Genomic DNA, 13,110 nt, shown 5'->3' on the forward strand with positions numbered 1-13,110 from the left:
CGGCCCCTCGGCCCTTCGGCCTGAGACCTGGGTCGGTGCCTCATTCGGAGCCTGGGTCGACGGTCCACCCGATGCCTGGACCGGCGCCCCACCTGAGGCTTCGAAAGGCGCCTCACCCGAGGCCTGGTCTCGGCGCCCCGCCCCGCCCCGCCCCGCCCGGTGCTTCGGTCGGTGCCTCGGCCCGAGCGGTGATCATCGTGTCAGTGCCGATTGGTGCCATCGGTGGCACCGATCGGCACTGATCCGTTGATCACTCGAGGTAAGCCGGTCGCTCCGGGCGGGCGGGGTACCTCTGACCGGCGGACCCTCGACGTCGGCCGCGGGACGGGTGCGATCACCCGTGGCGGTTGCCCCCGCGGCTCCCTGCTGCTGTATCCCCGGCGCCTCGCACCCCGTCGGACGACCCCGTAGCGGCTGCACCCAGTGTGCGGCCCCGGCGGGGTACGAGGCATTAGGCCCAGGGTGCGACCTCGGGCGGACAGTGCGAAGCCACGGGCGCCGGGCGCGACATCTCGGGCGGACGGTGCGACCTCGGGTGCGGGGTGGGACGTCTCGCTCGTCCGGTAGGCAAGAGGACGCTCGCGATCGCGAACCATCCGGGCGTTCGGGCCGTGGCGGGATCCGCCGCCCGCCACAGTGCCCGGCCGTGGACACCTGGTGGGAACGACGCCGGTGGGCGTCGATGGTCGGAGCCGCGCTGCTCGTCGTCGGCGCGGTCGCGGGCGTGCAGCTGGCCGTCGGTGCGGCGCTCGGCACCTCTTCCGGTGGCGCGCCGTCCCGGACCGCGCTGAGTCCGTACCGGGACGGGGCGTTCACCGTGCGGGCCGCGGCCGTCGACGCGCGGGTCGACATCGCGAGCGCCGAGGACGGGTCGCACGTGCTCGGGCACACTCCGGCCGGCGGCGATGTCGTCCTGGACCTCGGTCTGCTGGCCGGCGACACCGCGCGGCCGTGGTGGGTGGAGCCGGCGAGCGGGCGGACGCTGCAGCTCGAGGACCTGGTCAGCGAGGGCGTCGCCCGGTTCCCCGTGCCCGACGGCGACGGGTCGGTGTGGGTGCTGGTCCTCGACGACGTCGCCGCCGGGTACGGCGCGCCCGACGCCGGAGCGATCGCCGATGCGGTGGGCTCGGCAGTCGGCGGCTCCGGCGACGGGGGCGAGCAGGGTCGCTCGGATGCCGCATCCGGCGCGGACGGTCGGACGGGCGCGGGGCCGGGGTCCGGCTCGGGGGACGACTCCGGTTCGGATGAGTTGCTTGCCTCGGACTCCGGACCTGCTCCGGGCAGCGGTTCCAACTCGGGCGACGGGTCGGCGACGGGCCCCGGGTCCGACCCGGGCGGTGATCCTGGTCCGGGCGACAGGTCGGTGACGGGCTCCGGACCCGAGCCGGGCAGCGGATCGGATTCGGAGAACCTCCCCGCTACCACCTCCGAACCCGAGCACGAAGGCGGTTCCGGCTCGGACGCTGGGTCGGGGAAGGAATCCGAGCCCGGTCCGGGCAGCGGTCCCGGCCCGGCCCGTGCGGACGGGACTTCCGGCCGCGACGGGAAAACCGATCCCGATGCGAAGGACCGGCCCGGCGCCTCCGGCGAGCGGCGCGGCGAGGACGAGACCCGGGACACCGGCGGCTCCGGTAGCCCTGGCGGGCACGGGGCCCCGGACTCCGGCGGCTCCGATGCAGGCCCCGACGGCGCCTCCGACGCGGGCCGCAGCGACCGGGACAGCGGCTCCGACACGGACCGCGACGACGACGGCGGTGACAGCGACGGTGGTGACGGTGGCAGTGGCTCGCCCGGCGCCGACCACGATCGCGATGACGGCAGCTCCGGCGCCGCCTCCGCCCGCGATGACGCTCCCGGCCGGAATGACGGGGACGCATCCGCGGGCGATGCCCCGGCCTCGGGCGCCGACCCGGAGCATCGAGAGTTCCCCGGCAGCCCGGCGGATGATGCACGGACACCCGGCGAATCCGGCGCGTCGCTCCCGGCCGAGACGTCGGGCGACGAGGACGACCGGCCCGCTCCGGCGGCGGGCGCGGCGAAGGACGACACGGAACGCTCCGCTCCGTCGGCGGATTCGGCGAAGGAGGACGTGGAACGCTCCGCTCCGGCGTCGGACCCGGCGAAGAAGGACACGGAACGCTCCGCCCCGGCGTCGGAACCGGCGAAGGGCGACGAGCGCGACACGGCTTCCCCGGCGTCGGGACCGGCGACGGACGACAAGGGCGACACGGCACAGCCCGCGACCGGCCCGGCGCCCGGTGAACCGGCGGAGAACGCGCAGCCGGCCGCCGACCCGGCGTGGGACCGGCTCGCGCAGTGCGAGTCCACGGGGGACTGGGCGATCTCGACCGGCAACGGCTACTACGGCGGCCTGCAGTTCGACGAGCCCACGTGGCGCGAGTTCGGTGGCACCCGGTACGCCCCGACCGCTGACGGTGCGAGCCGGGAGCAGCAGATCGAGATCGCGACGACGGTCCGGGACTCCCGCGGTGGATACGGCTCGTGGCCGGCGTGTGCACGCAAGCTCGGGCTCCCACGGTGACGTCGCACCGCGAGGTTCCCCGGCCGCCTGATGCCGCGCCGTAGGAAGATCACCGGTTGAGGAGTGCGGCGTACGCGTGGCGGTCGCAGCACTCCATAACCGGCGATCATGAGTGCATTCACTCTCCGACCTCTCGGCTATCGCGACCCCCGGCCCCCGGACACCCAGCCGGACACCCAGCCGGGCCCCCGCCCCGGCCACCGTGCCCGGCCGCCGTGCCTCGGCCACCGTGCCTCGGCCACCGTGCCCGGCCGCCGTGCCCGGCCGCCGTGCCTCGGCCACCGTGCCCCGGCCACCGTGCCTCGGCCACCGTGCCTCCTGGCCGCCGAGCCCCTGGCCCCCGGCCCCCAGGGTCCCGGGCACCCGGCCCCGGGCAGCCGGCCACGCAGTCCTCGGCCGCCCAGTCTTGGGCCACCCAGGGCCCCGGGCACCCGGCCACCGAGCCCCTGGCCACCGAGCCCCTGGCCCCCGGCCACCCAGGGCCCCGGGCACCCGGCCACGCAGCCCTCGACCGCCCAGCCCCGGGCCACCCCGGGCACCCGGCCACGCAGCTCCCGGCCGCTCAGCCCCGGGCACCCCGGCCCGGGCACCCCAGCCCCGGGCACCCGGCACCCCGCCCCCGCGCACCCGGCACCCTCGCCCCCGGTGACGAGCCGGGTCCCCGGCCGCGCGAACCCCCCGGACGGTGGAAGCCCGTCCGGGTGACGCGTAAGGTCGGCACACCCCCCCGGCCGCCCCGAGGCCGGTGCCCTGCCGACAGCCGACCGGGCCCGATTCCCTACCCTTGGACCTCATGAGCTCGCCCACCCCCGAGACCCACCGGATCGGGAACCGTTACCGACTCGACGAGCGAATCGGTGCCGGTGCGATGGGTGCCGTCTGGCGTGGTACGGACGAGCTGCTCAACCGCACGGTGGCGGTGAAGGAGCTGCTCGCGGCGGCACTGCCGTCGGCCGACCAGCTCGAGGAGTCGCGTCAGCGGATCCTGCGCGAGGGCCGGATCGGTGCCCGGCTGCAGCACGCGCACGTGATCAGCATGTTCGACGTCGTCGTGCACGACGAGCGTCCGTGGCTGGTCATGGAGTATCTGCCGTCCCGGTCGCTGGCCGCGGTGCTGGCCGAGAAGGGGGCGATGAGCCCGCGCGAGGCCGCGGCGATCGGCCGCCAGATCGCCGACGGGCTGGCCGCCGCGCACACCGCCGGTGTCGTGCACCGTGACATCAAGCCGGGCAACGTGCTGCTCGCCGAGGACGGCCGCTCCAAGATCACCGACTTCGGCGTGTCCCGGGCCGTGGACGACGTCCAGCTCACCCGCACGGGCGTCATCGCGGGGACACCTGCCTTTCTGGCGCCCGAGGTCGCCCGGGGTCAGGAGCCGACCGCCGCGTCGGACGTCTTCGCGCTCGGCGCCACGATGTACGCCTCGGTCGAGGGCGAGCCGCCGTTCGGTCTGGACGACAACGCCTACGCGCTCCTGCACAAGGTCGCGACCGGCGCGATCACCCCGCCGGGGCAGGCCGGTCCGCTGACCGCGCTGCTGATGCGGCTGCTCTCCAACCTGCCGGAGGACCGCCCCAGCGCCGCGCAGGCCCGGGACGCGCTGGCCCGGATCGCGGCCGGTCAGTCGGTCGCCGGTCTGGCGACGCCGTCGTCGGCGACCGCGGTGATGGACACCTCCGACAGCAGCGGGCCGGCCGAGGCGCAGAGCGGCGGCACGGTCGTCGACGCGCCGGCCGTCCCGGCCCCGCAGGTCATCCCGGGCGGCGGGGACGGCGGGCGCAAGCGTGCTGCCGCGGCCGGCGGTGAGACCGGCGTGCGCAAGCGCCTGCCGGTCGTCCTGGCCGTGATGGCCGCACTGCTCGTCGCCGGCGGCGGGGTCGCCTACGGGCTGCTCAGCAACCAGGAGGCGCCGCCCGTCGCCGCCCCGCCGACCACCCAGGCCCCGGCGACGACTGCTCCGCCGACCACGACACCGCCCCCGACGACGCAGCCCCCGACGCCGCCCCCCGGCACCGGCGAGGTGCAGGACCCGGTGTCGTTCGTGCAGAACTACTACCGGATGTTGCCCGGCGACATCGACGGCGCGTTCGCGAAGCTCAGCCCGCAGGCGCAGGCCGCCTCGCAGGGGATCGACAGCTTCCGGCAGTTCTACAGCGGGATGCGCACCGTCTACGCCGAGAACCTGCGCAACGCCGGACCGAACACGGTCACCGCGACCGTGGTGTTCGTGGGCAACGACGGCAACGAGTCCCGGGAGAACTACCGGTTCGTCGTCGGCACGAACGAGGCGGGGCAGGAGATCCTGCAGTCGTTCAGCCAGGCCTGACCGCTCGCACGAACGCGCTCGTCGAGTTCACGATCTGCTGCTGCGCGGTGTCCCGGTCGATGCCGGGCACCCCGTCGCCGGTCTGCTCGCCGTAGTCCCCGAAGAACGCGTGCACGCCGCCGGGGATCTCGACGAAGCGGGTCCCGGGCGGCAGCAGCGGCCGGGACGCCGTGATGTCGGCAGGGGAGACGAGCGCGTCGTGCGAGCCGGACACGGACAGCGCCGCGACGGGTGCATCCGAGACGTCCCCGGCCGGGTAGGACGCCCACAGAACCAGACCCCGCACGTCCGGTGTGTCGAGGGCGAGTGCGGCGGCCACCCCGCCCATCGAGTGCCCGCCGACCACCCAGGTCGTGATCCCGGGCCGGTCGTCGATCACCCGGGCGGTGCTGCCCGGGTCGGCGAGGGCGAGGCCGAACGCCGGGGCCACCACCACGACGGGCACGCCCCGCTCGGCCAGCGGGCGCAGCAACGGCAGGTAGGCACGCGGGTCGACCCGCGCACCGGGCTGGAAGACCAGGCCGGTCCGGTCGGCCGGTGCCGTCGGGTCGCGTGGCCGCAGCTCCCAGGTCGTCGGGGTGTGCACCACGTCCACGGTGGCCGACGGGCGCGCCGCGGCGACCGCCGCGTCATCGGCTCCGTACGGCCGCAGCCACAGCACGACCGGGACCAGCAGTGCGAGCAGGACGGCCCCGCCGATCCGGCCCGCTGCCCGCAGCCGTCCGGGTCGCGGCGTCCGGCCGCACCGCCACAGCAACGCGGCCCCGCACAGCGCGGTCACCAGCAGCAGCACCGGGTAGGCGGGGTGCCCGGCCACCAGCACCGACCCGGCGGTGAGTGCGACCGCCGCCGCGGCGAGGACCGCGGCCGCCCCCACCGCCGCTCGCGCTACGGTCGCGGTCCGGCCCCTCATCGCCGGTCCGGGGCGGTCACCTCGGCCACCCACTCGACGATCCGGCCGTTCGCGCGGGCGCGGGTGTGCCGGTCGTGCACCTCGTGGCCCTCCTCGGGCAGGCGCAGCAGCTCCACGGGCGCTCCCCGGCCGGTGAGCGCGGAGTGGATCGCGAGCGCCTGGGAGAGCGGGACGTTGGTGTCGCGCTCGCCGTGCACCACGAGCAGCGGTGCGCTGATCCGCTCGGCCGCGTGCAGCGGGGACAGCTCCTCGAGCAGCGCGGCGTCGGTGCGGGGGTCGCCGTACTCGGTCAGCGCCGCGCCGGCGATCCACGGTTCGGTGTCGGCGTAGAACGTCGCCAGGTCCGCCATCCCGCACACGTCCACGCCACCGGCGTACAGCTCGGGGAAGCGGGTGAGCGCGGCGAGGGTCAGGAACCCGCCGTAGGACCGCCCGCCGACGACGATCCGGCGCCGGTCGACGTCCGGAACACCGGCGAGCAGCCGTGTCGCCGCCCGCACGTCGGTGATCGAGGACGGGCGCCGGTCGACGTCGTCGAGCCGGGCGAACGCCTGCCCCCGGCCGGACGAGCCACGGACGTTCGGGGTCAGGACGGTGACGCCCGCCGCGACGAGCTCGTGCAGCAGCGGCGCCCAGCCGGGGCGTTCCTCGGCCTCCGGGCCGCCGTGCAGCCAGAGGAACCCGGTCCCGTTCGGCGACCGCGGCCGGTGCAGCCAGCCGCCGATGCGCAACCCGTCCTCGGCCGGGAAGGTGACCCGTTCCGGCCGCGGCGGCACCGGCTGCACCGGTGTCCCGCCGAGCAGCTCCATGGCGGGACCCCCACCGAGCGGGACCCGGACGACGTGCGGCGGGGTGTCCGGCGCGTGCCCCGCCACCAGCAGCGTCTCGCCGTCGCGGGCGAACGACACGTCCCGGATGACGTCGCACGGGACGGGCAGCCGCTGCGGGCGGCCGCCGCGCAGGTCGGCGACCTCCAGCTCGCTGCGCCCGCCGGCGTTCCACACCAGCGCGGCCCGCGGCCCGGCCGGGTCGAGGGCCACGACGTCCAGGTCGGCACCGGGTCGGACGGCGACCGGCCGGGCCGGCGTGATCCGGTGGTCGGCGACCGGGCCGAGCGTGACGGCGAGCAGCGCCGGATGCTCCCGGTCGGCGTCGGTGTGCACCCACAGCGTGCCGGGGGTGGTGCCGAACCGGGCCGCGGCGGTCAGCGCGCCACCCGGGCCGCCGATGAGCCGGTCCCGGTCGCCGGTGCGGAGGTCCAGCAGCTCCAGCGCTCGCTCGCCGCGCCGCCCGGTGCGCAGCACGACCCGGTGGCCGTCCCCGGAGATCGCCTGGACGACGGGGGCCTGCCCGGTCCCGAGCACCACCGACGAGCCCTCCCGGACGTCGACCAGGCAGGCGGTGCCGGCTCCGTAGGCGTCGGAACCGGGGTCGCCGGCGTCGGTGAAGATCGTGACGCCGAGGCGGGCGCCGGTGGGTGCCCATGCGCCCAAGGCCACCGCGGTGGCGGTCGGGGCGATCTCCTTCGCCGGCCCGCCGTCCGGGTCGAGTAGCGCGACCCGGGTGCGGTCACCGCCGCTCGGCGCGATCTGGACGGCGATCCGGCTGCCGTCCGGTGACCAGGAGAGCGCCGTGACGTCCGGCTGCGGGCCTGCCGTGTCACCCGCGCCCAGCACCGTGGCCGCGTCGAGGTCCACCGGGCCGTCGGCGGGCATCGGCGCGACGTGCACCCGCGGCCGTCCGGTGAGGTCGGAGATCCAGGCCAGCCGGGTGCCGTCCGGCGAGACCACGGGGGAGTGGTGACCGACGGCGGCTCCCGGGCGTCCGGGGCCGTCGGTGCCGGGCGACGGGTGCGTCGCCGCATCTGCGCGCACGGTCTCCACCGATCACACCCCCGTTCCTGCAGCCACATCTCCGGTATCGGCCGGACAGGTGCCGGATCGCCGGAACCGGAAAGTACCCCCTGTGGCGGTCGATCACGGTGTCCGGGACCGGCGACCGGGCGATGACATCGGCTCTCACCGGGCCGCGCGGGCGACCTCTGCCAGGTCCGCCTGCTGGGCGGTGGCCTCATCCGGCGTCATCGGGTCCCCGTGCCCGGGAACATAGATCGCCGCATCGCAGGCGAGCAGCCGAGCGACGGCGTCCGCCCAGTGCCGGGGGTGGGCGTCCGGCCCGAACGACGGCGGCGCCCCGTTCTCCAGCAGGTCCCCGGCGAACGACACGCCCGCGTCCGGGACGTGCACGGCCAGGTCGTGCCCGGTGTGCGCCGGCCCGGGATGCAGGAACCGGACCGTCCGCCCGCCCAGGTCCAGCGGGTACGACGAGCCGGGGTGCGGGCAGACCGGCATCCCGGGGAGCACCGGCACGGTGGCGGCGAGCGCGTCGGCGGTGGCCGCGTCGTCGTGGTCGCGGTAGTGCCGGCTCCACTGTGCCCGCTGGGCCGGCGCGGTGACGTCGATCGCAGCCGCGCACCCGGCCTGGGCGTACACCGGTGAGCCGGGGAACGCCGACGTCCCGAAGCAGTGGTCGAAGTGCGCATGCGTGATCACGACGACGACCGGCAGCGCCGTCACCGACCGGACCGCCGCGGCGAGCTCGGCGCCCTGGGCGTCGTCGCCGCGGGTGTCGATCACCAGCGCCCGGTCCCGCCCGAGGACGAGCCCGGTGGTGAGGTCCAGCTCGGTGTGCCGCCGCGCCAGCACCCCGTCCGCGAGCTCGACCCAGCGTCCGTCCATGCCGGTGATCCTGCCCGCCGGACTCGCGCACCGGGTGGGCGAGTGGAGGTTCGAACGCTCAGACGGCGATCGCGACGGACCGTCCGCGGTCGTCGGTCCCCGGGCCGAGGAACTCCGCGGTGCCCCGGGCGACGCGCTCCGCGGTCCAGGCCGCCGCCAGCGCGTCGAGGGCGTCGTCGAGCCGCGCCGCGGCCGGGAGGTCGCCGAACAGCTGCGCGGGGTCGACCCACCCCGAGAGCGCCGCGATCCGCTGCCCCGCCCCGCGTGCCGTCTTCTTCGACGCGAGGTCCACGCCGGGGGCGAGCGTCCGGAACGAGAGCTCCGGATGGGCCTCCACCGCTGTACAGGGCAGCGTGACCTGCTGGAACTCGCGGATCTTCGGCACGATGTTCCACGCCTGCAGGCTGATCTTCCGGCCGGTCAGCTGCTGCGCGACCGCGCACGCCTCCACGTAGGACGTCGCGTCGAGCACGGGCGCCGGAGGCGTCGGGAACAGCGACGACCGCGCCTTCCCCAGCCGGGCGGCGGCCAGGACCTCGGCGTCCCGCCGGGTCGCGCCGGACGGCAGCGCGAGCGGGATGTCGATCCCGACGGCGTCGCACCCCGCCGTCACCTCCAGTACGTCGGACGCCGACGGCACCACCGACCACCTCACGTCACGTGCCCGTCCGGTCCCGGAGAGCACGCACACCACCCACCCCGTCGGGACCCCGTCCACCCCGCTGATCCGCATGGGGGAGGATCGTGCCCCGTGCGCGTCTACCTGGGCAGTGACCACGCCGGTTTCGAGGTCAAGAACAAGCTCGTCGAGTACCTGACCGGGAAGGGTGTCGAAGCGGTCGACGTCGGGGCTCCGACCTTCGACGCCCTCGACGACTACCCCGCCTGGTGCATCGAGACGGCCCGGCGGGTCGTCGGTGACCCGGGCAGCCTCGGCATCGTGCTCGGCGGCTCCGGCAACGGCGAGCAGATCGCCGCGAACAAGGTGGCGGGCATCCGCGCCGCGCTGGCGTGGAACGAGGCCACCGCGAAGCTGGCCCGCGAGCACAACGACGCCCAGGTGATCGGCGTCGGTGCCCGTCAGCACCCGTTCGACGAGGTCACGGCGATCGTCGACGCGTTCCTCGCGACCCCGTTCTCCGGCGACGAGCGCCACCAGCGCCGGATCGACCAGATGCTCGACTACGAGCGGACCGGCGAGATCGAGCTGCCGAAGTAGCGTGCCCGAGGGTCACACGCTGCACCGGCTGGCGCGGTTGCACCGCAGGTTGTTCGCCCGCCGGCCGGTGTCGGTGTCCAGCCCGCAGGGCCGGTTCGCCGGGTCCGCGGCGCTGCTCGACGGCCAGGTGCTGACCGGCGCCGAGGCGCACGGCAAGCACCTGTTCCACCGCTACGGCCGCGACCGCGTGGTGCACGTGCACCTCGGTCTGTACGGCACGTTCGCCGATAACGCGCTCCCCGCGCCCGAGCCGGTCGGCCAGCTGCGTATGCGGCTGGTCGGGGAGACCCACTTCGCCGACCTGCGCGGCCCGACGGCCTGCGAACTGATCACCTCGGCCGAGGCACGGGCGCTGCGGGCACGCCTCGGCCCCGATCCGCTGCGCCGCGACGCCGACCCGGACCGGGTCTGGGAGCGGATCTCCCGATCACGCAGCCCGCTCGCGACGCTGCTGATGGACCAGACCGTCGTCTCCGGTGTCGGGAACGTCTACCGGGCCGAGCTGCTGTTCCGGCACGGGCTCGATCCGCAGCTGCCGGGCCGCGCGCTCGACCGGGCGACGTGGGACGAGATGTGGCCCGATCTGGTCGCCCTCATGCGCGACGGCGTGCGGGTGGGCCGGATCGACACCGTCGCACCCGAGCACGACCCTCGGCGGCGGGGCGAACCGGGCCGCAAGGACCGGCACGGCGGCGAGGTGTACGTCTACCGCCGCGCGGGCCTGCCGTGCCTGGTCTGCGGCAGCGAGGTCCGCACCGCCGCGCACGCCGCGCGGAACCTGTTCTGGTGCCCGACCTGCCAGCCCGACCGTTAGGGTCCGTGGCGTGGTGGAACACAAGCCGATCGAGTGCTGGATGACCGACATGGACGGTGTCCTCGTCCGCGAGGGCAGCGTCATCCCGGGGGCGGACACGCTGCTGTCGCGGCTGCGCGAGAAGAACGTGCCGTTCCTCGTCCTGACCAACAACAGCATCCACACCCCGCGCGACCTGCGGTACCGGTTGCAGGCCAGTGGCCTCGACGTTCCCGAGGAGTCGATCTGGACCTCCGCGCTGGCGACCGCGGCGTTCCTCGACGAACAGCGCCCGCAGGGCAGCGCCTACGTGATCGGCGAGGCCGGGCTCACCACCGCGCTGCACGACATCGGTTATGTGATCACCGACCGGAACCCCGACTACGTGGTGCTCGGCGAGACCCGCACCTACAGCTTCTCCTCGATCGCCACCGCCATGCGGCTGGTCGAGCGCGGCTCGCGCTTCGTCGCCACCAACCCGGACACCACCGGCCCGTCCCCGGAAGGCATCCTGCCGGCCACCGGATCGGTCGCGGCGATGATCTCCAAGGCGACCGGGGTGGACCCGTACTTCGTCGGGAAGCCGAACCCGCTGATGATGCGTGCCGCGCTGAAGCGGCTGGGGTCGCACTCGGAGTCCACCGTGATGATCGGGGACCGGATGGACACCGACATCCTCGCCGGGCTGGAGGCCGGGATGCGCACCGTGCTGGTGCTGACCGGGATCACCCGCGAGTCCGAGATCGACCGGTTCCCGTTCCGCCCGTCCCGGGTGGTGTCGTCGGTGGCCGACCTCATCGACGAGGTGTAGGCGCCACCCGGGCGCGTTCACGTCGCCACCCGGAAGAGGGGGCCGCCCGGCCGGGTCCCCTGCGAGCGTGGGGTCCGTCACATTCCCGAACGAGGAACGGTGAGGACGATGGCGTCTGCGACCGGTCCGGCAGCCCAGGCCGGCAACGTGACCGAAGAGGTCGACGCAGTAGTGCTCGGCGCCGGGGTGGCCGGGCTCTACCAGCTGCATCAACTGCGCGAACAGGGCCTGCGAGTGCGCTCGTTCGACGCGGCGGGTGATGTGGGTGGCACCTGGTGGTGGAACCGCTACCCGGGCGCTCGATTCGACTCGGAAGGCTATATCTACCAGTACCTCTTCGACGAGTCGCTGTACAAGGACTGGGCGTGGAGCCAGAAGTTCCCCGGACAGCCGGAGATCGAGCAGTGGCTGCACTACGTGACCGATCGGCTGGACCTGCGCAAGGACATCCGGTTCGGTACCCGCGTCACCGCCGCCCACTACGACGAGGACCGCGGTCGCTGGCTGGTCCACACCGATCAGGGCGATGTCGTGGACACCCAGTTCTTCGTCTCCTGTGCGGGAATGCTCTCCGCGCCGCTGAAGAACATCGAGGGCACGGAGTCGTTCCGCGGAGAACTCGTCTTCACGTCCTCCTACCCGGCGCACGGGCTCGATCTGGCGGGCAGACGGGTCGGTGTCGTCGGGGTCGGGGCGACGGGCATCCAGGTCATCCAGACGATCGCCGCCGAGGCCGGGCACCTGACCGTGTTCGCCCGGACCCCGCAGTACGTGCTGCCGATGAAGAACCCGGCGTACACCGAGGCGGACCAGCAGCGGTACAAGGAACGCTTCGGGGAACTGCGGGCGACCCTGCCGCACACCTTCACCGGGTTCGAGTACGACTTCGAGCACGCCTGGGCCGACTGCAGCCCGCAGCAGCGGGAGACGATTCTCGAGGAGACCTATCAGGACGGCTCGCTGAAGCTGTGGCTGGCGTCCTTCGGCGAGATGTTCTTCGACCAGGGCGTCAACGACACCATCTCGGAGTTCGTCCGGAACAAGATGCGCGAGCGTCTCCGGGGGGACCAGCACCTGATCGACACACTGGTGCCGGCCGACTACGGGTTCGGCACGCACCGGGTCCCGTTGGAGAACGGGTACCTGGAGACCTACCACCGGGACAACGTCGATCTGGTGAACGTGCGCAACAACCCGATCGCCCAGATCCGTGCCGAGGGGATCGAACTCTCCGACGGCACCCTCCACGAACTGGACGTGATCATCCTGGCCACCGGGTTCGATGCCGGAACCGGCTCGCTCACCCGGATCGACGTCCGTGGCCGCGACGGCCGCTCGCTCGCCGACGACTGGGGCCGCGACATCCGCACGACGATGGGACTGGCCAAGCACGGCTACCCGAACCTGCTCACCACGGCCGTGCCGCTGGCACCGTCGGCGGCCCTGTGCAACATGACCACCTGCCTGCAGCAGCAGACGGAGTGGATCACGTCGGCGATCCGGGACCTGCGCAGCGAGGGCAAGACGACGATCGAGCCCACCGCCCGGGGCGAGGACGCCTGGGTCGATCACCACGAGGAGGTCGCGTCGGCGACGCTGGTCCACAACACGACGTCCTGGTACCTCGGCTCGAACGTGCCGGGCAAACCGCGCCGGGTCCTGTCCTACATCGGTGGCGTCGGCATGTACCGGCAGAAGTGCACCGACGAGGCGGCCGACGGGTACCCCTCCTTCGCCCGGACCTGATCGTCCCCCTTCCCGTTCCGAC

General features: G+C 74.3%; 10 protein-coding genes. 6 read left to right on the forward strand and 4 right to left on the reverse strand.

Going from position 1 to position 13,110, the window contains the following annotated elements:
• Window positions 1–646: 646 nt before the first annotated feature.
• Together JOF36_RS10315 and JOF36_RS10320 are read left to right on the forward strand one after the other, a co-directional pair.
• Window positions 647–2,542: a transglycosylase family protein gene (locus JOF36_RS10315; protein ID WP_210026430.1), complete on the forward strand. Its 1,896-nt coding sequence runs from the start codon at window positions 647–649 to the stop codon at window positions 2,540–2,542.
• Window positions 2,543–3,335: 793 nt separating this feature from the next.
• Complete coding sequence (locus JOF36_RS10320; protein ID WP_210026431.1) at window positions 3,336–4,868, forward strand: serine/threonine-protein kinase; 1,533 nt, start codon at window positions 3,336–3,338, stop codon at window positions 4,866–4,868.
• On the opposite strand, the gene JOF36_RS10325 is transcribed toward JOF36_RS10320, so the two are convergent.
• From JOF36_RS10325 to JOF36_RS10340, 4 genes are all read right to left on the reverse strand, one after another.
• Entirely contained in the window at window positions 4,855–5,745 is an 891-nt protein-coding gene (locus JOF36_RS10325) for an alpha/beta hydrolase (RefSeq protein ID WP_210026432.1), read from the reverse strand. The two genes, JOF36_RS10320 and JOF36_RS10325, sit on opposite strands and share 14 nt — an antisense overlap.
• 32 nt (window positions 5,746–5,777) lie before the next feature.
• Window positions 5,778–7,664 carry a S9 family peptidase gene (locus tag JOF36_RS40830; protein WP_210026433.1) on the reverse strand — a complete coding sequence of 629 codons (1,887 nt, stop codon included), beginning with the start codon at window positions 7,662–7,664 and terminating at the stop codon, window positions 5,778–5,780.
• 135 nt (window positions 7,665–7,799) lie between these two features.
• Window positions 7,800–8,519 carry an MBL fold metallo-hydrolase gene (locus tag JOF36_RS10335; RefSeq protein ID WP_210026434.1) on the reverse strand — a complete coding sequence of 240 codons (720 nt, stop codon included), beginning with the start codon at window positions 8,517–8,519 and terminating at the stop codon, window positions 7,800–7,802.
• A gap of 58 nt (window positions 8,520–8,577) precedes the next feature.
• Entirely contained in the window at window positions 8,578–9,252 is a 675-nt protein-coding gene (locus tag JOF36_RS10340) for a DUF429 domain-containing protein (RefSeq protein ID WP_210026435.1), read from the reverse strand.
• An 18-nt stretch (window positions 9,253–9,270) separates the two neighbouring features.
• Between JOF36_RS10340 and JOF36_RS10345 the strand changes: the two genes are divergently transcribed.
• From JOF36_RS10345 to JOF36_RS10360, 4 genes are all read left to right on the forward strand, one after another.
• The gene (locus tag JOF36_RS10345; protein WP_210026436.1) at window positions 9,271–9,738 is read left to right on the forward strand and encodes a ribose-5-phosphate isomerase; all 468 of its coding nucleotides are present in this window, start codon (window positions 9,271–9,273) and stop codon (window positions 9,736–9,738) included.
• 1 nt (window position 9,739) lies between these two features.
• The gene (locus JOF36_RS10350) at window positions 9,740–10,552 is read left to right on the forward strand and encodes an Fpg/Nei family DNA glycosylase (protein ID WP_210026437.1); all 813 of its coding nucleotides are present in this window, start codon (window positions 9,740–9,742) and stop codon (window positions 10,550–10,552) included.
• Between the two features lie 49 nt (window positions 10,553–10,601).
• Window positions 10,602–11,342, forward strand: a complete 741-nt coding sequence (locus JOF36_RS10355) for an HAD-IIA family hydrolase (protein WP_210035352.1) — start codon at window positions 10,602–10,604, stop codon at window positions 11,340–11,342.
• A gap of 108 nt (window positions 11,343–11,450) precedes the next feature.
• Window positions 11,451–13,088 (forward strand): flavin-containing monooxygenase, encoded by a 1,638-nt coding sequence (locus JOF36_RS10360; protein WP_210026439.1) that lies wholly within the window; start codon window positions 11,451–11,453, stop codon window positions 13,086–13,088.
• Window positions 13,089–13,110 lie beyond the last annotated feature (22 nt).

Origin of the sequence: Pseudonocardia parietis (assembly GCF_017876315.1) — a bacterium.
Lineage (GTDB): Bacteria > Actinomycetota > Actinomycetes > Mycobacteriales > Pseudonocardiaceae > Pseudonocardia > Pseudonocardia parietis.

Coding starts and splice junctions, on each gene's coding strand:
- JOF36_RS10320 (WP_210026431.1), top strand. CDS start 3,336: ATGAGCTCGCCCACCCCCGAGACCCACCGGATCGGGAACCGTTACCGA.
- JOF36_RS10335 (WP_210026434.1), bottom strand. CDS start 8,519: ATGGACGGACGCTGGGTCGAGCTCGCGGACGGGGTGCTGGCGCGGCGG.
- JOF36_RS10340 (WP_210026435.1), bottom strand. CDS start 9,252: ATGCGGATCAGCGGGGTGGACGGGGTCCCGACGGGGTGGGTGGTGTGC.
- JOF36_RS10355 (WP_210035352.1), top strand. CDS start 10,602: ATGGACGGTGTCCTCGTCCGCGAGGGCAGCGTCATCCCGGGGGCGGAC.
- JOF36_RS10360 (WP_210026439.1), top strand. CDS start 11,451: ATGGCGTCTGCGACCGGTCCGGCAGCCCAGGCCGGCAACGTGACCGAA.